Source organism: Gordonia lacunae (assembly GCF_002149015.1).
GTDB classification, from domain to species: Bacteria; Actinomycetota; Actinomycetes; order Mycobacteriales; family Mycobacteriaceae; genus Gordonia; species Gordonia lacunae.
In genome coordinates, this window is record NZ_NGFO01000010.1 from 1 (window position 1) to 25,988 (window position 25,988).

At 67.7% G+C, this 25,988-nt stretch carries 27 protein-coding genes; 15 read left to right on the forward strand and 12 right to left on the reverse strand.

What is annotated here, in order from left to right; genetic code table 11:
* The coding region (locus CA982_RS10285; protein ID WP_208617926.1) for an HNH endonuclease signature motif containing protein at positions 1-730 on the forward strand (730 nt) is incomplete at its 5' end.
* Between the two features lie 125 nt (positions 731-855).
* Here the strand turns inward: CA982_RS10285 and CA982_RS10290 are convergent.
* The 4 genes from CA982_RS10290 to CA982_RS10305 form a co-directional block, all read right to left on the reverse strand.
* Positions 856-2,160 (reverse strand): cryptochrome/photolyase family protein, encoded by a 1,305-nt coding sequence (locus tag CA982_RS10290; RefSeq protein ID WP_086535389.1) that lies wholly within the window; start codon positions 2,158-2,160, stop codon positions 856-858.
* 14 nt (positions 2,161-2,174) lie between these two features.
* On the reverse strand, positions 2,175-2,543 hold the full coding sequence (locus CA982_RS10295) for an FKBP-type peptidyl-prolyl cis-trans isomerase (protein WP_086535246.1): 369 nt from the start codon (positions 2,541-2,543) through the stop codon (positions 2,175-2,177).
* Positions 2,544-2,600: 57 nt separating this feature from the next.
* Positions 2,601-3,923 (reverse strand): citrate synthase, encoded by a 1,323-nt coding sequence (locus CA982_RS10300; RefSeq protein WP_086535247.1) that lies wholly within the window; start codon positions 3,921-3,923, stop codon positions 2,601-2,603.
* 61 nt (positions 3,924-3,984) lie between these two features.
* On the reverse strand, positions 3,985-4,935 hold the full coding sequence (locus CA982_RS10305) for a carbohydrate kinase family protein (RefSeq protein WP_086535390.1): 951 nt from the start codon (positions 4,933-4,935) through the stop codon (positions 3,985-3,987).
* Between the two features lie 125 nt (positions 4,936-5,060).
* Between CA982_RS10305 and CA982_RS10310 the strand changes: the two genes are divergently transcribed.
* The 6 genes from CA982_RS10310 to CA982_RS10335 all read left to right on the forward strand — a co-directional run bounded on the left by CA982_RS10310 (position 5,061) and on the right by CA982_RS10335 (position 8,783).
* On the forward strand, positions 5,061-5,726 hold the full coding sequence (locus CA982_RS10310) for a 5-oxoprolinase subunit B family protein (protein WP_086535248.1): 666 nt from the start codon (positions 5,061-5,063) through the stop codon (positions 5,724-5,726).
* Entirely contained in the window at positions 5,723-6,595 is an 873-nt protein-coding gene (locus CA982_RS10315) for a 5-oxoprolinase subunit C family protein (protein ID WP_086535249.1), read from the forward strand. Before CA982_RS10310 ends, CA982_RS10315 begins: the two co-directional genes overlap by 4 nt.
* A gap of 128 nt (positions 6,596-6,723) precedes the next feature.
* Entirely contained in the window at positions 6,724-7,119 is a 396-nt protein-coding gene (locus CA982_RS10320; protein ID WP_035718303.1) for a phage holin family protein, read from the forward strand.
* Positions 7,120-7,383 carry a DUF3618 domain-containing protein gene (locus CA982_RS10325; RefSeq protein ID WP_086535250.1) on the forward strand — a complete coding sequence of 88 codons (264 nt, stop codon included), beginning with the start codon at positions 7,120-7,122 and terminating at the stop codon, positions 7,381-7,383.
* Between the two features lie 51 nt (positions 7,384-7,434).
* Entirely contained in the window at positions 7,435-7,704 is a 270-nt protein-coding gene (locus CA982_RS10330; protein ID WP_086535251.1) for a DUF4235 domain-containing protein, read from the forward strand.
* A 44-nt stretch (positions 7,705-7,748) separates the two neighbouring features.
* On the forward strand, positions 7,749-8,783 hold the full coding sequence (locus CA982_RS10335) for an oxygenase MpaB family protein (protein ID WP_086535252.1): 1,035 nt from the start codon (positions 7,749-7,751) through the stop codon (positions 8,781-8,783).
* Positions 8,784-8,797: 14 nt separating this feature from the next.
* Here CA982_RS10335 and CA982_RS10340 read toward each other — a convergent pair whose 3' ends face one another.
* Entirely contained in the window at positions 8,798-9,871 is a 1,074-nt protein-coding gene (locus tag CA982_RS10340; protein WP_086535253.1) for an isopenicillin N synthase family dioxygenase, read from the reverse strand.
* 44 nt (positions 9,872-9,915) lie between these two features.
* Positions 9,916-11,184 carry an MFS transporter gene (locus CA982_RS10345; protein ID WP_086535254.1) on the reverse strand — a complete coding sequence of 423 codons (1,269 nt, stop codon included), beginning with the start codon at positions 11,182-11,184 and terminating at the stop codon, positions 9,916-9,918.
* 154 nt (positions 11,185-11,338) lie between these two features.
* Between CA982_RS10345 and CA982_RS10350 the strand changes: the two genes are divergently transcribed.
* Positions 11,339-11,785, forward strand: coding sequence for a hypothetical protein (locus CA982_RS10350; RefSeq protein ID WP_086535255.1), 447 nt, complete (start codon positions 11,339-11,341; stop codon positions 11,783-11,785).
* 25 nt (positions 11,786-11,810) lie between these two features.
* Here the strand turns inward: CA982_RS10350 and pdxH are convergent, their stop codons facing one another.
* Positions 11,811-12,545 (reverse strand): pyridoxamine 5'-phosphate oxidase, encoded by a 735-nt coding sequence (pdxH, locus tag CA982_RS10355; RefSeq protein ID WP_086535256.1) that lies wholly within the window; start codon positions 12,543-12,545, stop codon positions 11,811-11,813.
* Positions 12,546-12,720: 175 nt separating this feature from the next.
* Here pdxH and CA982_RS10360 point away from each other — a divergent pair, with 175 nt between their 5' ends.
* From CA982_RS10360 to CA982_RS10365, 3 genes are all read left to right on the forward strand, one after another.
* Positions 12,721-13,848, forward strand: coding sequence for a citrate synthase 2 (locus CA982_RS10360; RefSeq protein WP_086535257.1), 1,128 nt, complete (start codon positions 12,721-12,723; stop codon positions 13,846-13,848).
* Positions 13,849-13,975: 127 nt separating this feature from the next.
* Positions 13,976-14,299: an invasin gene (locus CA982_RS26880; protein WP_244176209.1), complete on the forward strand. Its 324-nt coding sequence runs from the start codon at positions 13,976-13,978 to the stop codon at positions 14,297-14,299.
* Positions 14,296-16,680, forward strand: a complete 2,385-nt coding sequence (locus CA982_RS10365; protein ID WP_244176210.1) for a TPR repeat domain-containing protein — start codon at positions 14,296-14,298, stop codon at positions 16,678-16,680. Before CA982_RS26880 ends, CA982_RS10365 begins: the two co-directional genes overlap by 4 nt.
* 1,029 nt (positions 16,681-17,709) lie before the next feature.
* Here CA982_RS10365 and CA982_RS27070 read toward each other — a convergent pair.
* A complete protein-coding gene (locus CA982_RS27070) occupies positions 17,710-17,835 on the reverse strand; it encodes a hypothetical protein (protein ID WP_279627964.1) in 126 nt (41 codons plus the stop codon).
* 223 nt (positions 17,836-18,058) lie between these two features.
* Between CA982_RS27070 and serC the strand changes: the two genes are divergently transcribed.
* The 3 genes from serC to CA982_RS10385 all read left to right on the forward strand — a co-directional run bounded on the left by serC (position 18,059) and on the right by CA982_RS10385 (position 21,177).
* Entirely contained in the window at positions 18,059-19,204 is a 1,146-nt protein-coding gene (gene serC / locus CA982_RS10375; RefSeq protein ID WP_086535259.1) for a phosphoserine transaminase, read from the forward strand.
* 233 nt (positions 19,205-19,437) lie between these two features.
* Entirely contained in the window at positions 19,438-20,409 is a 972-nt protein-coding gene (gene sepH / locus CA982_RS10380) for a septation protein SepH (protein WP_086535260.1), read from the forward strand.
* Entirely contained in the window at positions 20,410-21,177 is a 768-nt protein-coding gene (locus tag CA982_RS10385) for a DUF6928 family protein (protein ID WP_086535261.1), read from the forward strand.
* 3 nt (positions 21,178-21,180) lie between these two features.
* Here CA982_RS10385 and CA982_RS10390 read toward each other — a convergent pair whose 3' ends face one another.
* A complete protein-coding gene (locus CA982_RS10390) occupies positions 21,181-21,474 on the reverse strand; it encodes a DUF2537 domain-containing protein (RefSeq protein ID WP_086535262.1) in 294 nt (97 codons plus the stop codon).
* Positions 21,471-22,325: a TrmH family RNA methyltransferase gene (locus CA982_RS10395; RefSeq protein WP_086535263.1), complete on the reverse strand. Its 855-nt coding sequence runs from the start codon at positions 22,323-22,325 to the stop codon at positions 21,471-21,473. Before CA982_RS10395 ends, CA982_RS10390 begins: the two co-directional genes overlap by 4 nt.
* An 80-nt stretch (positions 22,326-22,405) precedes the next feature.
* Here CA982_RS10395 and CA982_RS10400 point away from each other — a divergent pair, with 80 nt between their 5' ends.
* Complete coding sequence (locus CA982_RS10400) at positions 22,406-23,629, forward strand: GNAT family N-acetyltransferase (RefSeq protein WP_086535392.1); 1,224 nt, start codon at positions 22,406-22,408, stop codon at positions 23,627-23,629.
* A gap of 211 nt (positions 23,630-23,840) precedes the next feature.
* On the opposite strand, the gene CA982_RS10405 is transcribed toward CA982_RS10400, so the two are convergent.
* A complete protein-coding gene (locus CA982_RS10405) occupies positions 23,841-24,305 on the reverse strand; it encodes a MarR family winged helix-turn-helix transcriptional regulator (protein ID WP_086535264.1) in 465 nt (154 codons plus the stop codon).
* Between the two features lie 108 nt (positions 24,306-24,413).
* A complete protein-coding gene (locus tag CA982_RS10410) occupies positions 24,414-25,982 on the reverse strand; it encodes an NCS2 family permease (protein WP_086535265.1) in 1,569 nt (522 codons plus the stop codon).
* Between the last annotated feature and the right edge of the window lie 6 nt (positions 25,983-25,988).

Genomic DNA, 25,988 nt, shown 5'->3' on the forward strand with positions numbered 1-25,988 from the left:
CCCCGACGCCACCCTCACCCCGGTCACCCCGGCCCGTACCCAACCCACCTACGTCGCCACCAACGACGACGATCACCGGCTGACCGCCCAACGCCCGGCACCAGCCGAAGACACACGAGCCGACGACGACAACGGTGGCGCCACAACTCGATCGGACAGTGAGCCCGGCGACACCACCGCATCAGTAGCAGTGGTTTACCCGGCAACCCATCCTGGCAACGGGTACCGGCCCACCGCGTCGTGCGCTGATCTGGTGCGGGTGCGGGACGGCTATTGCACCGAACCCGGTTGTACCCGTTCGGCATTCGCATGCGATCTCGACCACGTCACCGAGTACGACCACACCAACCCTGGCCGGGGTGGGGCGACGTCGAGTGAGAACCTCAACGCCAAGTGCCGACCCAGTCACCTCCTCAAGACCCACGGCGACTGGGTCGACGTGCAATACCGCGACGAAGACGGCCGCCTGGTCACCGAATACGAGACCCCTGAAGGGGTCACCCTGCCCGGGGATGCCGAAACCCTCGAAGACACCTTCCCCAACCTGCGGCGAATCCGGTTCGAACAGGCCGCTCAAGCCCCACCCACCCCACACATCATCGCCTCCGCCGACAACTCGGAGCGCACCACCAGCCGACTGGACGCCAAACTGGCCCGCCGGCGACAAGAGCGCGCCCGGAACAAGAAGGCCCGCGAAGAGCTCGACCGCCTCGACCCACCACCCTTCTGAAGATCTCATCCCTCGCGGGACGGGCAGCGGAGCTGGATCGGGGCAGTGCAGTCCTCGTGTGCGCTAGGTGGTTTCGACACGCTCGACCAGCAGGGGGCGCTCAATGGACAGGGGACGTAGCGGGTCTAGATCTGGCCGAAGCGCCGGAGCGCCTCTTCACGCTCGGCCTTGTGATCGACCATCGGCTCGGGATAGTCGTCGGCGTCGGTGTCGCCCACCCAGCGTCGGATGTACTCGCCGTCGGGATCGAACTTCTTCGCCTGCGCCTCCGGGTTGAACACCCGGAAGTACGGGGCCGCATCGGTTCCCGTTCCGGCGGCCCACTGCCAGCCGTGGTTGTTCGACGCCATGTCCCCGTCGATCAACTGCTCGAGGAACCACTCCGCTCCCCACCACCACGGCAGGTGCAGATCCTTGACGAGGAAGGACGCGGTGACCATGCGCACCCGGTTGTGCATGTACCCGGTCTCGGCGAGCTGACGCATCCCGGCGTCGACGAGCGGGAAGCCGGTACGCCCGGCCTTCCAGGCGTCGAACCGCTCGTGGGCCTTCTTGTCGGTGTCCAGATCGATGCCGTCGAACTGGCGATTCCAGTTGTGCCACAAGCTGTGTGGCCAGTGATAGAGCACGTCGGCGTAGAAGTCGCGGAATGCGAGCTCGCGGAGATAGGCCTGCGCCCCCGTCGAACTGCGAGACGCGGATCGACCCAGATCCGCGGCGAGAGTACGGGGATGGATGTTGCCGTACTTGAGGTAGGCCGACATCCGGCTGGTGGAGTCGCCCGCGGGATCGTTGCGACCGGAGTCGTAGTCAGCGAGGTCGGCGTCGACGAACTCCGCCCAACGCGCCAACGCGGCGTCCTCCCCCGCCGGTATCGACAGCGTCGTCGGCGCCGGCGGTATCTCGATCCGGCCGGCTTTCGTCAGATCCGACGGGTCGATGATCCTCTTCGCCGGCACCGACGAGTCGGCGGGTGCGCGCCACCCGTGGTCACGCCACCGTTTCGAATACGGGGTGAACACCTTGTACGGCGAACCGTCGTCTTTGGTGACGCGACCGGGCGACACGAGGTACGGCGACCCGGTCGCCTCCAGCTCGATGTCGCCGAGTGCTGCTGCGACGGCCTCGTCGCGTCGCCGGCCGAACGGCGCGAAATCTTCGGAGATGTGGACTCGTTCGGCGTCGACCGCCCGGGCCAGCCTCGGGATCTCGTCCTCAGGCCGTCCCCGAGCGACGAGCAGCTTGCCGTGGAGTTTGTCGTCGATGTCGCGCAGCGAATCGAACAGGAACGCCAGGCGCCGCTCACCCGAGGACTTCTCCAGCCGCGGGTCCACGACAAAACACACGAGGACCGACGAATCGGTCCCCGAGGCGGCCGCGGCGAGCGGCGGGAGGTCGCTCAGGCGAAGATCACGCCTGAGCCAGACCAGAGAGGTGGCGGACGTCAGCCCACTCCGAGCAGGTCGATGACGAACACGAGCGTCCGTCCCGAGAGTCGATGACCCGCACCGGCGGAGCCATAGGCGAGCTCGGGCGGAACGGTCAGTTGACGGCGTCCGCCGACCTTCATGCCCGGGATGCCCTCCTGCCAGCCCGGGATCAACCGGTCCAGCGGGAAGTTGGCCGACTGGCCGCGGTCCCACGACGAATCGAACTCTTCGCCCGTCTCGTAGTCGACCCCGACGTAGTGAACGTCGACGACGCCGCCGCGAGCGGCTTCGGCACCCTCGCCGACGATGAGGTCGGAGATGGTCAGGTCGGCCGGCGGGGGGCCCGCCTGGAACTCGACCGTGGGCTTCTCGGTGCTGGTCACTGGACTCTCCTTTGAGTCGGGTGTTCGGCGGTCAGGCGTGTCCGGCGGGGCGGTCGCTCAGCGATCGCCCATCTGGACGTAGTCGCGTTCGGTGTAGCCGGTGTAGAGCTGACGCGGACGGCCGATCTTGGTGGTCGGGTCCTCGTGCATCTCGCGCCAGTGGGCGATCCACCCGGGCAGGCGTCCCAGCGCGAACAGCACGGTGAACATGCGCGTGGGGAAGCCCATCGCACGGTAGATGACACCGGTGTAGAAATCCACGTTCGGGTACAGCTTGCGCTCGATGAAGTAGTCGTCGTTGAGGGCGACCTCTTCGAGACCTTTCGCGATGTCGAGCAGATCGTCCTGCACGCCAAGCGATTCCAGGATCGTGTCGGCGGTCTTCTTCACGATCGCGGCGCGCGGATCGTAGTTCTTGTAGACGCGGTGACCGAAGCCCATGAGCTTGACGCCGGCTTCCTTGTTCTTCACCCGCTTCATGAAGTCCTTGGTGTCGCCACCGTCGGCGCGGATGTCGTCGAGCATCTCGAGCACGGCCTGGTTGGCGCCGCCGTGCAGCGGACCCCAGAGTGCGTTGATGCCGCCGGAGATCGAGGTGAACAGGTTGGCCTGCGACGACCCGACGAGGCGGACGGTCGAGGTCGAGCAGTTCTGCTCGTGGTCGGCGTGCAGGATGAACAGCATGTCGAGGGCCTTGGCGACCTCGGGGTTGACCTCGTAGGGCTCCGCGGGGAAGCCGAAGGTCATCCGCAGGAAGTTCTCGACCAGGCTCAGCGAGTTGTCGGGGTAGAGGAACGGCTGACCCGCCGACTTCTTGTACGCGTAGGCCGCGATGGTCGGCAGCTTCGCGAGGAGGCGGATGGTCGACAACTCGACCTGCTCGTCGTCCTTGGGGTCGAGCGAGTCCTGGTAGTACGCCGACAGCGCGTTCACCGCACTCGAGAGCACCGGCATCGGGTGCGCGTTGCGGGGGAAGCCGTCGAAGAAGCGCTTGAGATCCTCGTGCAGGAGCGTGTGGCGCTGGATCTTGGTGGTGAAGTCCTCCAGCTGCGACGGAGTCGGGAGCTCGCCGTAGATGAGCAGGTAGCTCACCTCGATGAAGGTCGACTTCTCGGCCAGCTGGTCGATCGGGATCCCGCGGTAGCGCAGGATGCCGGCGTCGCCGTCGATGTAGGTGATGGCCGACTTGGTCGACGCGGTGTTCACGAAGCCACCGTCGAAGGTGGTCAGATCGGTCTCGGCCAGGAATTTGCCGAGTGCGACCGAGTCGGTGCCCTCGGTGGCCTTCAGGATCGGGAGCTCCAGCTGTCCACCGGGGTAGGTGAAGGTCGCTGAGGCCGTGTCGGACGCCTGGTCGGCTGGGACTGTTTCAGCAGACACACGAACCCCTTATTCAGATCAGAGATTTTTACAGTGTCCGGGTAGGACACACAGGTACAACCTAGTCGCTTCTCAGCTCGCCCGCCCACGGAGGGTCGGCGCCGGGCCTCGACACCGTCACCGCAGCCACGTGAGCTGCGAATTCGGCCGCTTCTCGCCACTGTTCGGCGGTCAGCGAACGCACCGCGTCCGGGGAGAGCCGACCGTGCCTGTCCAGGTGGTGGACAAGGCCTCCGAGGACGCTGTCCCCCGCGCCGATGGTGTCGACGACGTCGACGGACGGCGCCGGCGCGGTCACCTCACCGGCCGCGCTGCGAACGGTGATCCCCGACGCCCCGGCAGTGGTGACGACCGCGGCCACGCCGTCGTCCAGCCAGTCCGCCGCGGTGCTGCCCGCGGGCCCCTCGCCCAGCCAGGCCGCGTCCTCGTCGGAGAGCTTGATCAGGTCCACCGACGACATCCAGCCGCGAAAACGGCGCCGGTAGTCGTCGGGGTCGTCGATGACCGCGGGCCGGATGTTCGGGTCCAGCACCACGACTCGACCCTCGGCGCGGCATCGGCGCATCAGGTTCTCGTACACCGTCGCGCCGGGCTGGAGCACCAGCGACAGGGTCCCGAAGGTCACCGCCGCCACGGTCGGCGGCAGCGCGCCGGGATCGGTGACCGCACGGTCGGCGGTGCCCTCCACGTAGAAGGAATAGCGTGCCGATCCGTCGTCGGCGATGGTCGCCAGGGCCAAGGAGGTGGGCTCGTCGCGACGCTGGACCAGCGCGGTTCCCACCCCGGCCGCGCGGAGCGCGTCGACGATCGCATCGCCATAGGTGTCGGTGGAGACGGCGGAGAGCAGCGACACCGCACTTCCCAACCGTCCCAGGGTGATCGCCACGTTGAACGGACCACCGCCGAGGGCGGGCTGCAGGGGCGCCAGGCTTCCGCGGGCCGCCTCGTGCCCACTCCCGCCCTGCTGCACGACATCGACCAGCGCCTCGCCGCAGACGACGATCTCTCTCACGGTCTCTCCTCGCATTCGCGTGGGCTCACCGAGCCCCGGCACGTCCCCGAGTCTGCCATCGCACCGCGGGCACACGTCGGAGTTCGCGGGGTGGGACATCGAGTCGCTCGCGGTAGATTCGATCCATGCACGAGCTGCCGGCGGGCCCCGACGCGGTGGTCCTCGACTTCTCGGCCGAGGTCACCCCATCGGCCGCGGTACTGGCGGCGACCAGGGCGTTGCGCGCTGCGATCGATCACGGCGAGCTCGCCGAGGTGACCGATCTCGTGCCCAGCGCGCACACCCTCCTGGTCCAGGCGAGCCCGGGTGGCGGCCTCGACGAGCTCGGTGTCCGCCGGGCCCTGCGACGCCGTGGAACCGGCACCGTCCACGACACGCAAACAGCCGAGGAGATCGTCGTCCCGGTCGTCTACGACGGCGCCGATCTCGCCGATGTCGCTGCGGCACTGGACATGACGGGCGACGAGGTGGTCGAGGTGCACTGCCGCACCCGATGGCGCGTCCAGTTCATGGGCTTTGCACCGGGTTTCGGATATCTCGTCGCCGACGACGAGGCACCACACCCGTTCGACGCGGTCGGTCGACGCCGGGAGGCGCGCACGAACGTCCCGGAGGGGTCGGTCGCGATCGCGGCCGGGTACAGCGCGGTGTATCCGAAGTCGAGCCCCGGAGGTTGGCAGTTGCTGGGCCGCACCGATGCCCGCCTGTGGGACGCGCATGCCGATCCCCCCGCCCTGTTCACCGCGGGCCGGGTGGTGCGTTTCACCGACGCCGGGGGCGGGCGCCGATGACGTCGCTGACAGTTCTCGCGCCGGGACCTCTGGCGACCGTCCAGGACGCCGGTCGCCCCGGGTACGCGCACCTGGGCGTCCCGCGGTCGGGGGCCGCGGATCGGGCGGCCCGCGCGCTCGCCAATCGCCTTGTGGGCAACGCGGAATCGGCGGCGGTTGTCGAGACGACGCTGGGCGGGTTGCGGATTCGCGTCGACGCCGACGTGTTGGTGTCGGCGACCGGGGCGGACACCGTGGTGCGTCGCAACGGAATCCCGGCGGGGCTCGCCGCGGCCCTCGTGCTGCGTGCCGGTGACGAGCTGGCGCTCGACGCACCCACCTGGGGGTTGCGCAACTACGTCGCCGTGCGAGGCGGGATCGACGTCGAGCCGGTGTTGGGCTCGCGGTCGACCGACACCCTCTCCGGGCTCGGGCCGCCCCCTCTCGACACGGGTGCGCTGCTGCCCGTGGGTGGCACCGCACGCGAGTGGCCGACCGCGTTGACCGCCCCGGCGAACAGCGAGCATCCCCGGGTCGTCGTCCTGGAATGCCATACCGGCCCGCGGGCGGATCATCTCGTCGCGCCGGCCGACCTGTGCGTCGGATCCTGGCTGGTCGGAACGGACAGCAATCGCGTGGGCGTGCGCATCGACCGCGCCGAGGGCTCGGCGCATCCCCTCCTCGCCCATCGCGACGGCGCCGCGGAGCTCCGCTCGGAAGGCATCGCCCACGGGTCGATCCAGGTCCCGCCGAGTGGCCGTCCGGTCATCTTCCTCGCCGATCACCCGGTCACCGGCGGCTACCCGGTGGTCGCGGTCCTCACCGCGGAAGCGGTGGACCTCGCCGCGCAGGTGGTTCCCGGATCGGAGATCCGATTCCGACAGCGCTGATCGGAGATCCGATTCCGACAGCGCTGATCGGAGATCCGATTCCGACAGCGCTGATCGGAGGAATGCGACGTTTCGGATTCGCCGGCCACGGGAAGGCATAGGCGAGCGTCCCGATAGGAGGTACGAGCGTGAGTGATCCGTCTGTGAACGACCTGTCGACCGTGCAGCTCGTCGAACGTCTGCAACAGCAGACGACGACCCTGGTGAAGACCGAGCTGCAACACGCGGTCGCCGAGATGAAGGGCAAGGGCACCCGGATCGGAGTGGGTGCCGGGATCTCCGGTGCGGGCACGTTGCTGGTGTTGTTCGGCCTCGGCACTCTGGTGGCGGCAGCCGTGCTCGGGCTGGCGAACGCGGTACCGGCATGGCTGGCCGCGGTGATCGTCGGCGTGGTCCTGCTGGTCATCGGTGGGGCCGCCGCCGCGATCGGGGCCAAGCGAGCCAAGTCCGCGGTGCCGCCGGCGCCGGAGCGCACCGTCGAGAGCGTCCAGCGCGACGTGGCGACCGTGAAGGAGCATCTGTAGATGAGTGACACACCCGAGAACAACGCCCCGGCCGACAACCCGCCTCCGGTGGAGCAGCAACGTCAGGAGCTGGCCGAGACCGTGGACGCGCTGGCCGCCAAGCTGGACGTCCCGGCGCGGGTGAACGACGCGGCGTCGAAAACCGCGCACACCGCGCAGGAGAAGGCCCAGGAGAATCAGACGGTGCTGATCGGCGCGGCGGTGGCCGCCGTGCTGGCCGTCGGCGGCATCATCATCCTCCGTCGTCGTCGTCGACGCGGCTGACCTCCGGACACGTCCGCCCCCAGTTGATCATCGAATGAGCGAGGAATTCACATGAGTGCCGTTTCGAAGGCGATGTACAAACCGATGTCCCTGGCGACCAGCGTGCTCGGCGGTATCGCCGCGGGTGCGGTGTTCGGCCAGATCTGGAAGCGGATCTCCGATGACGAGTCGGCACCCGATCCCAAGGATCTCGAGCGCACCAACACGGAGGTCCTGGTGGCCGCCGCGTTGCAGGGCCTCGTCTTCGGACTCGTCAAGGCCGCGGTCGACCGAGCCGGCGCCCGCGGCTACCGGGCCGTGACCCACGAGAATCCCGAGTGATCCACGGTTGACACCCGAGTGAGACGAACCTAGTGTTTCGTCTCATGACCGAGGTTGTGGACGCTGCGCCGGAGACCTGTCCCGTACACGCCGACGATGCCGCATCGGCACACGGATACGAGCCTCTCGGTCCGGACTCGCTGACCTGGCAGATCTGGGGCACCTGGACGGGCATGTTCCAGGGCCTGTGGGCCGGATCGATCCAGAACATGCATCCCAAGCTGGGCGCCGCCGTGTGGGACCACTCGGACTTCTTCGGCGAGCGATGGCAGCGCCTGATGCGTTCCCTGTACCCCATCAGCGGTGTCGTCTTCGATTCCGTCGTCCCCGGGGCGCAGACCGGGCTGGAGGTGCGCGACTACCACCGGACCGTGAAGGGCACGATGGAGGACGGGTCCCGCTATCACGCACTGGATCCCGACGTCTTCTACTGGGCCCACGCCACGTTCTGGTACGGCAACGTCCGACTGTGCGAACGTTTCGGCCCCTTCCTCACCGAGGACCAGAAGCGTCAGCTCTTCGAGGAGTCCAAGGCCTGGTACGCCCAGTACGGCGTGTCCATGCGTCCCGTCCCGGACACCTACGAGGACTTCCTGGAGTACTGGGACCACATGTGCCGCAACGTGCTCCGTGATCACGTTTCGGTCCGCACGGTGCTCGACATCACCCAGCTGCCACCCCCACCCTTTCTGAGCTTCATCCCGACGTGGCTGTGGGACCGGTATCTCGTGCCGCAGAACCAGAAGCTGTTCATGTGGCTGACCACCGGGTTCTACGACGAGCCGGTTCGCGAGATCCTCGGCCTCGAGTGGACCGACACGGACGAGCGGCGATTCCGGTTGCTGGGCAAGGGCATCAACCTCGTGATGCACCGGCTCCTACCCAAGCGGGCGCTGCGGCATCCGCGCCCGCGCGACGCGTGGGACCGCGTGACCGGCAGGGTTGCCGCGGACGCACCGATCGTGCACACGCCCACGCGGAACCTGCCCCCGGAGAGCGAGCGCGACAATCCGATGCACTACTGCCCGGTGACCGCCGCACGGCGCGCGTCCTACCCCGGCGTGCTCACAGCGGACTGAGACGCAGGCATCACCTACTGCTGACCCTGACTTCGCCGCATGGCCTGCCGGACCCGCCCGGCCTCCCGGGTGGCGTGCGGGTTCGGACGTCCGGCGCGCGAGCCGGCGAGTTTCGCACCGATGTGCTCACCCACGGTGATCGGCGAGTAGCGGCTGCCGGCCCCCACGCACGATGGCAGCGTCGTGATCATCGCGTCGAGGTTCCCGTCGTGGAAGTAGGCCGCGGATCGACGCCGCTCCACCGTGCCGTCGACGATCGGCGGCTTGACCCGGTGCAGGGTCGACGTCCATCGCTCGTTGGTCCAGCGCGCCATCAGGTCGCCCAGATTGATCAGCAGCGCACCGTCGGCCGGACTCACGTCGTGCCACTCGCCTTCTTGGTCCAGTACCTGCAGGCCCCTGACCTGGTCGGCCCACAGCACCGTCACGATCCCGTAGTCAGTGTGCTCCCCCATGCCGGTCAGCTCGCCGTCCAGTTCGATCTCGCCCGGCGGCAACGCGTAATTGTTCATCCGGAGGACGTCGAGGGAATGGTCGGTGAAACCCTCGAAGAAGTCCGCGGGCAGGTCGAGGGCGTCGGCGAAGATCCTGGTCAGCGTGTGGGCGACGCGTCGGGCTTCGCTGAAGTACGCCGAGACCGCCGCCTGGAAGTGGGCCACGGCCGGCCAGGTGTTGCTCGCGTACTGGTCGGCCGGCAGGTCCAGTTCGGGGTATTGCGTCGCCTCGACGCCGACGTTGTAGGCCTCGAAGAAGTCGTTCATGCGTCCGGCGGATTCGACGCCGAGCGACAGTGACAGGGATTCCGACTTCGGCGGCGCGTACCCGCGATTGATCTCCGGCGGTGTGCGGTAGGTCTTCTTCAGCTCGAGCGGCAGGGCGAAGAAGTCGTCCATGACCGCGGTGAACTCGTCGATGACCGCGGCGGGGATCTCGTGCCCGACGACCTGGATGAAGCCGACCGAACTCGCCGCATCGTCGAACCTCGCGGCCACCACTGCCCGGTCGGCGGGATCGCCGTTGCGCATGTACGGCGAGATGTCGATGAGCGGCACGTCGAATCCGGTGGCGGCGGCGGTCATGGCGTCCATGGTGGCACCGATCGCCGGGCCGCGCTGAGCGGCGAACTCGTCTCTCAGGTGCGCTGACCGGCGCGGTAGTGCACGAACGCCGGGATCATCAGCGCGGCCACCATCGTCGCGATCACGACCGCGATGCCGCCGAAAGCCGTTGCGGCGGCCACTCCGATCGAGGCGGCCGCGGCGCCGTGGGCGACGTCGGCGATCCGTGGGCCGCCGGCCACCACCACGATGAACACACCCTGCAGTCGGCCGCGCACCTCGTCGGTCGCGGCCGCCAGCAGGATCGTCTGCCGGAACGCCGCCGACGCCATGTCGGCCGCGCCACCGATCATCAGCAGCACGACCGCGACGACGAGCATCGGCATGGCCGCCCCGTCGGCGAACGACACAGCGATCCCGGTCCCCGTGATCGCCAACCCCCAGATGATGATGCACACGATCACCGCGAGACCCTGGCGCTGCACGCGGGCGACCCAACCCGAGAAGATGCCGCCGACGACGGCGCCCGCGGAGATCGCCGTGAACAGCAGGGCGAAGGCGATGCCACCGCCCTCGGGTCCGCCGAAGTTCTCGTGGGCCATCTGTGGGAACAGCGCCCGCGGCATGCCGAAGATCATGGCGATGAGGTCGACGAGGAAGGACGCCAGGAGAATCTTGTGCCCGGCCAGGTAACGGAGGCCTTCCAGTACCGAACGCAGGCCCGCCACCTTGGGCGCGGCGTCACTCTCCGGCCGGAGGGACGGCAACATCGCGACGGCGATGAGCGTCGGCAACAGGAACAACGTGTCGACGAAGTACAGCAGCGAATACCCGAGGACCGGGATCAGAGAGCCGCCGACGAGTGGCCCGGCGATGGCGCCGGCCTGCATGACCGTCATGTTCAGCGACAGCGCCGCGGGCAGATCCTTGGCGTCGAGCAGCCGTGGCAGCACGGCCGTCCGGGTGGGCTGGTTCACGGCGAAGAAGGCCTGCTGAACGGCGAAGAGCACCAACACGATCCACACGTTCTGCCCGCCCATCGCGGCCTGCACCCAGAAGAGAGCGCTGCAGACGATGAGGCCGATCGTCGTGATGATCAACAGGGTCCGGCGGTCGACCACGTCGGCCAGCGCCCCACCCCACAGCCCGAAGACGACGAGCGGAACCAGGCCGAAGACGCCGGTCAGCCCGACGTACGCCGAGCTTCCGGTGACCTCGTAGATCTGGGCCGGCACGGCGACGACACTCAGCTGCGCGCCGATCACGGTGACGATGTTCGCCAGCCACAGCCGCCGGAAGTACTGATTGCGCAGCGGCGCGGTGTCGGCGAGAAGGCGGGCCATTTCCACGATGCTATGACCGCCACCCGGCGTCGTGTCACTCAGGCCGACACGTGCCTGTGGAGCGTGGCCACGGCGTGGGCGCCGCCCTCCGCTATGGTCATGTCCGCCCGAGGCGCACTCGCACCTGGGTCGGGGCTTCGAGAAGGGGATGCACATGGGTGTTCGGCGCTGGATGACGGTGGTGACGGTCGCGGTGGCCGTCGTGCTCGGCCTCGGGATCCCGGGGGCGGCACAGGCCAGTCCGCGGTATCCGACCACCGGTGATCGCATCACGGTTCAGGTCGCCTCGGATCAGCAGAGCGCCTACAGCTTCTGGTGGGTCGACGGCCACAACCGGATGTCGCCTCGCGCGGCCCGGGTGGGTGCGAACCTGAGCCATTACGATTCGACGACCCGCTTGTGGTCGACCACAACCACTTTCACCTCGCACCGGAAACGGCAGCAGACGGCCGCGAACATCACGTCGTGGGGCGGTTACGCCCGCTGCACGATCTGGGTGAACGGCGTGCGCGTGTCCCACCATGTGTATCGGGCGCCGGTCTTCGCCCAGGCGCAGTGCGGTATCGCCGGACTCGACCCGAACCGCCTCGACTACCGCTGACCGGCCAGGGGCAACGGCTCTGCGGTCACGGCTGCAGCCGCTCGGCTCGCCAGGTGTGATCGACGTGGGTCAGCCGAACCCGGTTGTGCAGGCGGTTCGCTCGCCCCTGCCAGAATTCGACCTCGACCGGGGCGATGCGGTACCCGCCCCAGTCCGGCGGGACCGGCACCTCCGCACCGCCGTCGAAGCCGCCGTAGTCCTCCGCGAGCGCGGCGGCCTTCTGTTCCAGTTCGGCGCGGCTGCCGATGGGGTGTGACTGCTGCGACGCCGCGGCCGACAACTGCGAACCGCGGGGTCGCAGCTCCCAGTACGCCTGGATCTCCTCGGCGCTGACGTGTTCCACCGGACCGCGGAAGTGCACCTGACGCTCCAGGGCGATCCAGGGAAACGTCACCGAGGCATACGGATTCGCCGCGAGATGCCGGCCCTTGTCCGAGTCGTAACCGGTGAAGAAGACCACACCGTTCGCGTCGACGCCCTTGCACAGGACGGTGCGCGTCGACGGCCGGCCCTCGGCATCGGCCGTTCCGAGGACCATCGCGTTGGGCTCGGCGATGCGGGCGTCGATGGCTTCGCGTAGCCACACATGGAAGAGGTCCAGCCACGGCGGGTCGCCGCGCAGCCAACTCGGGTCGAGGTTCTCGCGGATGCCGTCGGCACCGGCGGCGCGGTCACCCTCGCCGATATTGGGTGGGATGCCGCCGCCGTATCCGACGCGCATGTTCGGCAGGTCGATGGGGTCGCGAGGCTCGTCCAGCACTTTCCTGACGCTACTCCGACCCCGCTCGTTACTCCGGGGTACACGCGGGGCGTCCTACTGATCTACAGTTCGTCGTGGATCGCATCCCCGCGGATCGACGTCCGGACCGTTTCCGTCCGGGCGGATTCACGAGACAGCGGATGCACGACACAGACGTCGAGTGAGGTGGGTTGCCATGGCCAACACTGTTCCCGAGGATTTCGTCGCCGGACTCGAGGGCGTGGTGGCCTTCACGACCGACATCGCCGAACCGGACAAGAACGGCGGCAACCTCCGCTATCGCGGCGTCGACATCGAGGACCTAGTCGAGAACAAGGTGACCTTCGCCGACGTGTGGGCCCTTCTGGTCGACGGCAAGTTCGGCGACGGCCTGCCGCCGGCCGAACCGTTCCCACTGCCGATCCACACCGGTGACGTGCGGGTGGACGTCCAGGCCGCGCTCGCCATGCTCGCGCCGATCTGGGGGTACCAGCCGCTTCTCGACATCGACGACGAGACCGCCCGCGACAACCTCGCCCGCGCGTCGGTGATGGCGCTGTCCTACGTGGCGCAGTCGGCCCGCGGCATCCACCAGCCCGCGGTCCCCCAGCACGTGATCGACGAATGCGACACCGTCACCGCTCGTTTCATGACGCGCTGGAAGGGCGACCCCGATCCCCGGCACATCGCCGCGATCGATGCCTATTGGGTAAGCGCCGCCGAGCACGGGATGAACGCCTCGACATTCACCGCGCGGGTGATCGCCTCCACCGGGGCCGACGTCGCGGCCTCGCTCTCGGGCGCGATCGGCGCCATGTCCGGCCCCCTGCACGGCGGAGCCCCCGCCCGCGTGCTGCCGATGATCGAAGAGGTCGAGAACACCGGGGACGCACGAGGACTCGTGAAGGGAATCCTGGACCGCAAAGAGAAGCTCATGGGCTTCGGGCACCGGGTGTACCGCGCGGAGGATCCGCGCGCCCGCGTACTGCGCCGCACCGCACAGGAATTGGACGTCCCTCGCTTCGAGATCGCCGCGGCACTCGAGCAGGCCGCGCTCACCGAACTCCGGGAACGGCGCCCCGACCGCGCCATCGAGACCAACGTCGAGTTCTGGGCGGCGGTCATCCTCGACTTCGCCGAGGTGCCGACGCACATGATGCCCGCGATGTTCACCTGTGGCCGGACCGCCGGCTGGTGCGCGCACATCCTGGAGCAGAAGCGCCTCGGAAAGCTCGTCCGCCCGGCCGCGATCTACACCGGCCCGAGCCCCCGGCGCCCCGAAGACGTCGAGGGCTGGGGCGACGTCGTGAAGCCGGGCCTGTAGGTCCCTTCCACAGCCGCGGCCACGTTCAGCCTGGTCGGGTCGGTTGTGGACACCCGGTCGTCGGGTCGCGGCCGGCATCGTAAAGTGTTCCCCAAGTCACGTGCTCACAACGACTGTCGGGGGAACGATGAGCGGGGATTTTGTCGTCAATTCAGGTGCGATGGACGGCGTCGCAGGTGCACTCGAGGGCATGGGGTACTTCATCGAGTCCGCGCCGCGGCCGGACATCAGCGCGACCATCAGCTCAGCGATGCCGAACTCACCGCTCGTCGGCGCGGGTGCCGACGCCACCGCGAAGCTGACGCAGGCACAGACAGCCGTATCCGGGCAGTGGGAGACGTTCGCCTCCGCGGTACGTGCGGCTCGCACGATCGCGGTGGACGTCGACGACGAGAACGCGACCAAGTTCCGGACGCTGTCCACGCTCCCAGACAGCGAGGCGCCCCGATGAGTGGGAGCCCGGCTCTCACCAAGGTGATCATGGATTCGTGGCGGCCGTGGGAGCTGGCGGAAGCAAAGTTGACCGGGCTCTCCGACGCCATCCGCGAGAACTCTGAGGCTGCGGAACGAACGGTCGACCAGGTGCCGAACACGTCCTGGGCCGGCGGCGCCAGGTCTGCGGCCAATGCGCGGGCGAGTGACCAGAACGGATGGGCAAAGAAGGTCGCCGGCAAGGTCGACGACCTCCAGACGGCGCTGAACAATGCCGCTTCGGCAATCGACTCGTCGAAGACTGCCGTGAACGGTGCCCTGCTCGGCGCCTCGATGCAGCGCTTCGTGCTCATCAGCGAGTCCGACCCGGCGTGGCAGATGCGGTACGTCCCGAAGGACGACGACGACCTCACTCCTGGTCAGATAGCCGACAAGGAACGCGAGATGACCAGCTACGTGAAGGGGAAAGCCGACGAGCTGGCCGCCACAGCCTCTGACCACGCCGCGCTGATCCGGACCTCGGTAGGAAATCTCGACACCATCGCACCGCCGGCGCTCACGCTCAGCGCGCAAGACGGGCGCCGTCACGGCCAGCTGGCCGCCGATGGTTGGACCGACGAAGAGGCTGCCGCGGTCGGACGCAACTTGCGAGCCGCGGGTCTGAGCGACGAACAGATCGCCCGGCTGATGAACGGCGAGAAGCTGGACGACGTCCCGCGTGGTGTCCAGGAGTACCTGCACACGTTCTACGGCTCTGTGGGCTCCGAAGGGCTCTTCGACTTGAAGTCCAAGTTCGACGGCATGCACACACCCGTCGGAGACTCGTGGTCCAAGGCGCTCGGCCAAGGTCTCCTCACCCTGTCGAACGAGAACGTCGGCGCGAATACCGGGTATCAGTACCTGCCCGGCTGGGTGCAGGACTGGGCGAGCAACCACAACTCCAATGACGGAGCGCGAATCCGGAGCTTCGATGTCCCACTCGCCGGTCTCCTCTCCCACTCCGGAACCGTTCCGCCGGGAGAAAGATTTGGCACCGAACTCATACGTAAAGCTGCGGGCGGTGCCGGCCGGAGCGCCGACGACAGCGGCTTGTTAGCGCCCGAGACCAACTACGGCGGGCCCCACGACGACCACTCGGCACTCAAACAAAACTACGAGGATACGATCCGAACCTTCTTGGAAGTAGGCACCAGGAATCATGAGGCGTCGGCCGCCATCCTCACCGGCGAGTATTCCAGCGGTGAGAAGCTCGCCGACTACGACAGAGACACCATGGTCGGATATGTCCTCAAGCACGACTGGGACGACGGGGGCGATGTCGCGGGTGGTCTCATCGATTGGATCAGGGACAGTGGCGGAAGTGGTGACCCGACCAGAGTCGCCCTAGCGGACCGCGCGTTCAGCGGACTATTCGATTTCACCACGTCTACCGCCGACTCCAACAACTTCTCGACGTTGATGAACGCCAACACCGCTGGAGATGCAATCGGAAAAATCAATCCACATCTGGCGGGCGCCCTCCGAGAGGCATCCCTGCCGTATCTGAACATCCTTGCGGGCGGCGAGTCGACAGTGCATGGCCACCCAGGATTCGATCCCGAGGTTGCGCCCGACGAGATGCAGCGCCGCGCAGCACGCCTCTTCACCCTTATCGCGAGCGATAACACCTACGGAGCGCCGACTGACGAGAATCCCGACGGCACAGGGGCGGGCGCAGACCTGTATCGCGACATTCTCGATCAGACAATTCGAAACGGCACCGCCGCAGGCGACCTGGCGTCCACAGAACCGCACCAAGCGCGATCATTGGCTGAGCTAAGCGCGAATCTCCGCGCCTTAGGGCAGTCCGGACTGTATGGAGCCGAGTACGATCTCCAGCTTGACGAGGACGTCAGAACGGAGGCCGAGAATGCTGCGGACACAAAAGTCCGAAACATAGTTACGTCTGCATCCGCTGGATTGACCGGTGTCCCTCATCCGGCTGTGATTGCTGTAGGAGCCGCGGGCACGGCGGCATCACCTTGGCTGCTGCCCGCGGAATCTGCAGGCGACATAGAATTCCGCCCTCCTACCGGTGTCGGGTCAGGTGGCACGGCAGCCGAAGACGAGATTCGCCTCGTTTACGGTGCCCTTCGGGGGATCGACGCAGCACCAGACGTCGGTGCACCCGCCGAATGGTACAGCGGGGACGGGCGACTCAAGCCGCTTGCAGACATCCTCTCAGAGCACAAGGGAGACCAAGGCGAACTCCTGAGTGCGATGGAAGGGGCCTTAGACAACCCACAGTTGGTGGAATCGCTGCGTGCCGGTACCAGCACCGGCAACCAACAAGGGCGATTGAACTTCGATCCCACCGACCCCGACAATTATGACGACATGATCCTGAACGGTTCAGAGTAGATGAGAATCAGACGCGGCACTTCTGCCGTACTGGTCATGATGGCGTTTGCTGGGACCGGTTGTGCAACCTCGGATGCCCCGCTTGAACAATCAGTCACATTCAGCTCACAGTCGGCATCATCCACCGTCGCTCCGCAGGATTACCGCTACCCCTCCGAGACCGCAGGGCCATACAACGTCGTCTGGTCGGCCTCAGAGGGAATCGATCTTCACAGCAGGCCGGCCGAGCTCGCTCGTGCGTACGTCGAATCCTGCCAATTGTCGGTATTCGGGAGACAGGCCACTTATCCTGGCGCGGTTGCAGCCGCCCCAGAGCCTAGCGTTGTGAACAGGGTCGGTTGCCTTTTCGCACCGAAGCGGCCCGAGGGCTGGTTCCCGGCGCTCTCCGGCACGATGTACGCCCACATCGCGGAGATTCGAGCGTCAGAACGTGAGCTATCCGCCCGGGGTTGCTCCCTGCGCAGCGGTCGAGCCGAGGTGCGTACGGGAGAACCAGAAAGCGCCTATCTGAGTGCATACGAGTTCAGCTTCACAGCCAAACTCCCCCCGAATGCGGTGGATCCGCGATCGAATATCCCGCGAACGGCGGCACCGGGAACTGGAACACGGGCGCCGCAATTCGATGTTTTCTATCCATGGAAGTTCGACGCGGTGCCATGGGGCATCCGCCCCCCTCCGCAACCGCCCTTCAACGAGCGGCCCTGTTCTCGATGGGCAGCCGGGATGCTCGATCGGATCCCGGCGTACTCCGGTCAGAGCCCGTTCGCACCTGACGGGTCCTCGGCGGAGTTGGTGCCGAAACTGTCCGGCGAACAAGGGTTCCCGACTCTGCCTCAATCACCCGCGTGGCCCGAGCCCTGACCAGACAGCAGCCAGAACAGTTTCCAGCCCTCTAAGTTTCGGCGTGGCTCTCCCTGAGGTAGCGATAGCTGCAGTGCCGTACGACGGTGTAGATCCCACCACTGGGTTGTGCAATCCTCCGCGCGTCTGAAATGCGGAGGACTTCTCAGCGCACGCCCAGGCGCGGAATCATATGGCGCCGAACAGATCCGTTCGGAACCTCATCGTCGTCGCCATCACCTCCGGCGGCAGCCAGGCGATCTTCCGGAAGCTCAACTCGTCCGGCGGGACACGTTGACGCAGTTCGTCGCGCATTCTCGAACCGGATCGTCGAACGCCAGTCCTCATGCCCCGGCACCTGACTGCTGCGAAGCCCGCGAATATGCGATTTCGTCCGAATCAGCGCTGCTTGAACCGGCGAAACCTGCTGAATCAGCGCGCACGTGCGGCGTCCAGCCGAGGTGCAATAGTCGTCGCTTCTCGCAGGTTGCAGGGACCGAACCCGAGGTGGCCGGGGCCACTCCCTAGAATTGCCGTCATGAGCGAAGCCGCCACCGCATCCATCACCCTGCCCGCCGACCTGCTGCCGTCGGACGGCCGCTTCGGTTGCGGGCCGTCGAAGGTTCGCCCCGAGCAGTTGCAGTCCCTCGTCGACACCGGCGCGTCGGTGTTCGGCACCAGCCACCGTCAGGCGCCGGTGAAGAACGTCGTCGGCTCGATCCGCGAGGGGCTGTCGGACCTGTTCTCGCTGCCCGAGGGCTACGAGGTCGTGATCTCCAACGGCGGCACCACGGCATTCTGGGACGCCGCGGCGTTCGGCCTGATCAAGCAGCGTTCACTGCACCTCACCTATGGCGAATTCTCGTCGAAGTTCGCGACGGTCTCGAAGAAGGCACCCTTCCTCGAGTCGCCCGCGGTCATCTCGACCGACCCCGGCACCGCGCCCGACCCGGCCGCGCTGACCGTCGACGACTTCGGCGGCGTCGACCTCATCGGCTGGGCCCACAACGAGACCTCGACGGGCGTCGCAGTGCCCGTCGTCCGACCCGCCGGCTCGGATGACGCGCTCATCGCCATCGACGCCACCTCGGGTGCGGGCGGTCTGCCCGTGAACGTCGCCGACGCCGATGTCTACTACTTCGCGCCGCAGAAGTGCTTCGCCTCCGACGGTGGGCTCTGGGTCGCCCTGATGAGCCCGCGTGCGCTCGCCCGGGTCGCCGAGATCGCCGAGACCGATCGCTGGTGCCCGGAGTTCCTCTCGCTGCCGACCGCGGTCGACAACAGCAGCAAGAACCAGACGTACAACACCCCGGCTGTCGGATCGCTGCTGCTGTTCGCCAACCAGATCGAGTGGATGAACAACAACGGCGGCCTGGACTGGTGCGTCTCGCGCACCGCCGATTCCAGCTCGCGCCTCTACCAGTGGGCGGAGGCCAGCCAGTTCGCGACCCCGTTCGTGACCGAGGCAGCCAACCGCAGCCAGGTCGTCGGCACCATCGACTTCAACGACGATGTGGATGCCGCCGCCGTCGCCAAGATCCTTCGCGCACACGGGGTCGTCGACACCGAGCCCTACCGCAAGCTGGGCCGGAACCAGCTGCGCATCGGCATGTTCCCGGCCATCGAGCCCGAGGACGTCAGCAAGCTCACCGAGTGCATCGACTACATCGTCGAGCGCCTCTGACCGCCTCGTCGACCATCCACCGCCGGCGCGCCGCACAGATCGTTGCGGCGCGCCGGTTGTGCTTCGCCGAACCGGTAGCCTGGTTCCCACAGACCACATCCGACGCATCGACCGCTGGCGTCGCTTGAGCCCCACGCGTGCTGAACTGCGGTTTTGCCGCGTGTCCCACAGTGAATCGGCAGATCGGTGAGTTAATGTGACCCCAATGCGTGCACCCACCGGAGGAGGAGCAGATGCGTGAGCTCCGCGTCGTCGGAGTGGAAACCGACGGCTCCCATGTCATCTGTCAAGACCCGCAATCGGGAGAGAAATTCCGGATCGCCTCCGATGAACGCCTCCGCGCCGCTGCCCGCGGTGACATCTCACGACTGGGACAGATCGAGATCGAGATGGAGAGTGCATTGCGGCCACGCGAGATCCAGGCACGAATCCGAGCGGGTGCAACCGTCGCCGAGGTGGCGGCCGCAGCAGGGGTGGGTGTCGACAAGATCGAACGCTTCGCCCACCCGGTCCTTCTCGAACGCAGCCGCGCCACCGAACTCGCCGGCGCCGCGCATCCCATCCGCCACGACGGCCCCGCCGTCGCCACTCTCGTCGAGTCCGTCGCCGAGGGACTCGTCGCCTACGGGCAGAATCCCAACGACGCCGACTGGGACGCGTGGAAGGGCGACGACGGCTACTGGGTGGTGCAGGTGGCCTGGAGCGTCGGGCGCACCGACAACCTCGCGCACTGGCGCTATCAGCCGGGTTCGCACGGTGGCAGCGTCGACCCGCTGGACGATCTCGCCGACGAGCTCACCCACCCCGAGACCATCGCGCCCCGTCGCCGGCTGACCCCGGTCGCCACCCCCGAAGTCGCCGTCGAGACGACCCCGGACGGACGCGAAGAGGTCACCATCGACGCGAACTCGATCATCGGCGCGCAGCGCGCCCGCCACGACCGGCGGCCCGCTGTCGAGGACGACGGCGCCGTACCGTTCGACTTCGGGTTCGACGACGACCAGCCCGCCGGTGCGAGCGAGACCGCAGGCACCCCGGACGAGCCCACGTCCGCACCTGCTGTCGACGCGGAGTCCGAGGACGAGGACGCGCCGGCCGCCGGCGCCTCCGGCCCTGAGCGTCCGCGCCGGAAGAAGACGCGCAAACCTGCTGTCCCGGCGTGGGAGGATGTCCTGCTCGGCGTGCGCAGCAACGGGAACAGCTGAGTGGGCTCGGCGCGCGCGGCCACCGTCTGGTTCATCGACTCCGACGATCCGGCCTCGATCCTCCGCACCGGTCCGGCCAACGACTCCCAGCACGCCCACCAGCTGGCCACCGCCGTCTTCGGCGACAGCGTGCTCGTCCCTCTCGTGGACACCGATCTCGCGACCGCGGCCGCGGCCCACGACACCCATGTCTACGCGGGCTTCTACGGCCCACTGGCCGTCGTGTCCTGCTCGTTGTTCGAGACGACCACACCGTCGACACTGACGCGCGCGCTCGCACGGATTCGTCCCAGCGCGACGACCACCCTGCTCTACTCCGAGCCCGACACCTCGCTCGGTGCGTTCGCTCGATGGGAGTCGGGGACGCTGCGTCGTTCCTTCGCGGCCGACCCGGTGACCATCCATGAGGACCACGGCCTGCCGTTCACGTTCGAGAAGCCGTTCTGGGGCGGCGAACACCCGCTGAGCCATGCCGAGGGCGTGCCCACCGCGCCGATGTCGCTGCCCTTCCACCCCGCACACCTCGCCGAGGAGTCGAACCGGGCGTGGCTCGGGTTCCGCTACACGCACCCGCTCGCGGAGTCCGATCTCGACCCGGCGCAGATCACCGTCACGTCCTTCGCCCTGCACCCGGCCGAATACGAGCCGACCGCGGCCGACTACGAGAACTACCGAGCGGCAACGGCTTCGCGCACGCAGGAGCGGACGGCCCCGCCGGAACAGCACGCCCGCAAGCGCGGTCGCATCCGCGAGTACTTCGGGTTCTGAGGGTCAGGGCCGGCCCAGCGCGAGCAACGCGATCGACGACGCGACGCCGGCCAGGAAGCCGAGCAGCAGTCCCCACACGACCCAGCGCCACACGGGTCGCGCCCGGAACTCCCACAGGGTCCAGCCGAGTCCGCCCGCGACGACCAGGACCGCGGCGATGCCCAGGAAGCGGAGTATCCCGCCGATGAGCTGATAGACCCCGACCAGGACGAACGCGGCGAACAACGCGCAGAAGACGGCGACGATGATCCCCAGGGCCCACGGCGTCGGCTCGCCGCTCTCCGACTCGACGGTCACTCCCCCATCGTGCCCGATCGGGCACGTTCGTAGAACGCAACGGCCGCCGCGGTCGCCACGTTCAGCGAGTCGGTGCCCCGGCTCATCGGAATCCGGGCCTTCACGTCAGTCGCCGCCATCGCCGACGCCGTCAGGCCGGGTCCCTCGGCCCCGACGAGAAAACCGACCTTATCGGCGGTGACCGCTTCGGCGAGAGTCACGGCGTCGGGGTCGGGAGTCATCGAGACCAACTGGAAATCGCGGTTGCGCAACAGGTCCAGACCGCGCGGCCAGTCGTCGAACCGCGCGAACGGCACGAGCAGCGCATGGCCCATCGACACCCGCACGCACCGGCGGTACAGCGGGTCCGCACAGCCCTGCCCGAAAAGCACTGCGTCGACACCCAATCCGGCGGCGTTGCGGAAGATCGAACCGATGTTCTCGTGGTCGTTGACGCCCTCGAGGATCGCAACGGTCCGGGCACTGTCGAGGATGTCGGGCACCGTGAGCGTGGCCGGCCGGCGTGACACCGCGAGCACCCCGCGGTTGAGGTGGAAGCCGACGACCTCGGCCATCACCTCGGCGGTGGCACGGAAGAACGGCACGCCGGTCAGCGACGGGTCCCGAAGATCGGCATCGAGTTCGGCGAGCCGCTTCGCCACGCCCAGGAATGCATGGGTCTCGAAGCGCGAGGCGATCATCCGCTGCGCGACGAGGACGCCTTCGGCGATGACGAGACCACGGCCGGGACGCCCCCCGGGCAGAACCGGCAGGTCCGGTCGGCGGTCGACGGAGTTCAGATCGCGGAAGTCGTCGACGCGCGGGTCCGCCGGGTCGTCGATGTCGATCACGTTCACTGCGAGCCCGGGCACCGCAACAGTGTGCCACCCGGACGAAACCGGCAGCGCACGGGTGTGAAACTGTGGAAGACGTGACCAGCGATTCGACTCCGATGTCACGTCTGTCCCTCGACCGCGCCACCGACGCGGACTGGGCCGACATCATCACCACCGATGCCCGTGCGTTCGCCATGCGCAACCCGTTGCCCGACGACGAGGTCGCCGATCTGCGCGGCAAGGTCGCCGACGACGACGTCGTGCTGGTGCGCGACACCGGTCTGGACGCCCAGCCTCTCGTCGGGGTGGCGATGTTCTACCGAATGTCGATGTCGCTGCCCGGCGGCGGCGTGTCGGACGCGGCCGGACTGTCGTGGGTGTCGGTGGCCTCGACCCACCGGCGCCGCGGAATCCTGCGCCGCATGCTCACCGAACTCGTCGAGCAATGGGAGTCGGAGAAGTACACCTTCGGGATCCTCACCGCGAGCGAGGGAACCATCTACGAGCGGTTCGGCTTCGGCCCGGCGTGTTTCGCGAACTCGGTGTCGCTGACCCCCGGCGCGGCGATGCGGGCCGCGCAGCCCGAAGACGCCACCGTCCGGTACGCCGACGCCGACGCGGTGGCCGCGGCGGTCCCCGACCTCCACGCCCGGTGGACGCTCACCACTCCGGGCGCCCTCACCCGCACCCCAGCCTGGTGGAATCCCATCCTGGCCGACCGGGCCTCGGAGCGGCCGCTGTCGGCGAGCGGGCTGCACTATCTGCTGCACGCCGACGGCTACGCGAGCTATCGCATCTACAAAGACGAGACCGGCGCGGTGCGCGGCGAGGTCAACGAGGTCTTCGCGGTCACCGACGACGCGCACACCGACCTGTGGCGCGTCCTGATCAACCTCGACCTCATCCCGTCGATCACCGCGACGATCCCGGTCGACGACCCACTGGCGCAGAAGCTCGTCGATCCGCGGTCGGTGTCGGTGACCGGCACCGCCGACACGATGTGGCTGCGCATCCTCGACGTCCCGGCCGCGCTCGGCGCCCGCCACTACGCGGCCGACCTCGACGCCGTGATCGACGTGACCGACGAGTTCCGCGGGCACGGAGGCGTTTTCGACATCTCGGTGCGCGAGGGCGGGGCGATCGTCGCGCCGGCGAAGTCCGGTGCGACACCCACGGTCCGGATGGACATCTCGGTGCTCTCCAGCATCTACCTGGGCGGGATCCGACCCTCGGCCTTCGCGGCGGCGGGACGCCTGCACGTCGACTCCCCGGCGACGCTGCGCGCCCTGGACCACGCGTTCATGACCGACCGCGCACCGTTCTCCGGCACGTTCTTCTGAGCTTTCGAGACGTCCCTCCGCAAGCTCCGGGACCCTTCAGAGAGCGGGGAGACCGGTCAGCGGGCCTCGCGGCTGTGGTGGACGACCACAGGAGCGTTCATCTTCTGCTCCCAGTGGGTTTGTGGTTCTTTCGGATCAGGGGGCGGTAGGCCCTGCTTCTTTCGGACCAGGACCAGCGGTTCGCGGTAGTTTCCGGACCAGGGAGCAGGGGTCAGATCGCGCGTGAGCGCGGGACGTCGGTGTCGGCCTGTCCGAGGATCTTGTTGACGATCTGCACGGCCTCGCGCAGGATCTCCCGCTCGTCGGCGGAGAGCTCCGCGAGGCGATCGCTCAGCCACGCCTTGCGGGCGGCGAGCTCGTCGATCACGACGTCGACGCCCTCGGGCGACAACGTCACGATCGCCTGCCGGCCGTCGGTCGGGTGCGGTTCGCGCTTGATCATCCCCAGATCCGACAGTGAGGCGATCACCCGGGTCATCGACGGCGGGCGGACCCGCTCGGCGGCCGCGAGTGCGCCGGGGGTCATCGGTCCTTCGTGATGGAGGGTGTTCAGGGCGGACAGTTGAGTGAGCGAAACCAGTTTGTTCTCACGCCGACCCCGGAGTCGACGCGCGAGGCGCACCACGGCGAGAGACAGATCGCCGGACAGACTTCCGTCACCATATGGTGAATGCATTCACAAAGGGTAGGGCAGGAAAACGACCCCTGGTCCCGACCGCAACCAAATTGCATCGGGTGGACGACACCGAATCGGGCAAACCCGGACGAACGTCGCGGGCGTCCGTCAGCCGATGAGGTCGGAGATGGGTCCGCGGGCGAAGTAGGCCACGAACACCGCGGCGACGAACCAGAGCAACGGGTGCACCGTACGCGCCTTGCCCGCAGCGGTCGCCATCACGACCCAGCTGATGAAGCCGATGCCGATGCCGTTGGCGATCGAGTAGGTGAAGGGCATCGTGACCACGGTCAGGAACGCCGGCAGCGCGAAGTCGAGCCGCTTGAAATCGACGGTGGTGAGCTGGCCGATCATCATCGCACCGACGACCACCAGTGCCGGGGCGACCGCCTCGAGCGGGATCACCTCGTAGAGCGGTGTCAGGAACATCGCCGCCAGGAACAGCACGCCGGTCACGACGTTGGCCAAGCCGGTGCGCGCACCTTCGGCGATACCGGATGCGGACTCGACGAACACGGTGTTCGACGACGCCGAGGCGGCGCCACCCGCGATGGCACCGGTGCCCTCGACCACCAGCGCGCGGCCGATCCCGGGCAGGTTGCCCTTCTCGTCGGCCAGTCCGGCCTCCTTGCCGAGGCCGGTCATCGTGCCCATGGCGTCGAAGAAGTTGGAGAGCACCAGCGCGAACACCAGCACCGATGCCGCCAGGACACCGATCCGCGTGAACGCGCCGAACAGGTCGACGTCGCCGACGAGGCTGAGATCGGGCAGACCGCCGAGGGCGCTCGGGATGTCGGGCACGCTCAGACCCCAGCCCGAGGGGTTGTCGACGCTCGACCCGTAGTCGAAGATCTGTTCCAGCACGATCGACAGCACCGTCGTGATGGCGATACCGATCAGCAGACCGCCGGGTACCCGGCGGACCACCAGGACGCCCATCAGCAGGACCCCGACGGCGAAGATCAGGGTCGGGATCGTCGAGATCGAGTTGTCGCTGCCCAGCTGTACCGGCACGGTGGTCCCGGCGGCGTCGGGGATGCGCTTGACGAACCCGGCGTCGACGAAACCGATGAAGGCGATGAACAGACCGATGCCGGCCGCGATCGCGGCTTTCAGTTCGGCCGGCACCGCATTGAACACCGCGGTGCGGAACCCGGTCACAGCCAGCAACACGATGATGATGCCGTCGACGACCACCAGACCCATCGCCTCGGGCCACGTCACCTGCGGCGCGATGGACACCGCCAGCAGACTGTTGATGCCGAGCCCCGCCGCGATCGCGAACGGATAGTTGGCGACGAGGCCGAACAGGATCGACATCACGCCCGCGACGAGCGCGGTGACCGCGGCGACCTGCGCCAGCGGCAGGACGTTGCCCAGGACGTCGGCGTTCTTCTCGCCGCCCGGGATACCGCCGATGATGATCGGGTTGAGCACCACGATGTAGGCCATCGTGAAGAACGTGACGAGACCGCCGCGGAACTCGCGGTTGAGCGTCGAACCGCGTTCGGAGATCTTGAAGAACCGGTCGAGCGGGCCGTGGGCAACGGCGGAGTCCGGCCCCGGCGTGGTCGCGGGGAAGTCGGGTTCGGTGGGCAGGCCCGGTGTCGGCGTGTCAGCACCCGGGGTGTCGGAGGACCTCAGATCGCGAGACTCACTCGGCTCATCGTGTGGCACGTTCCG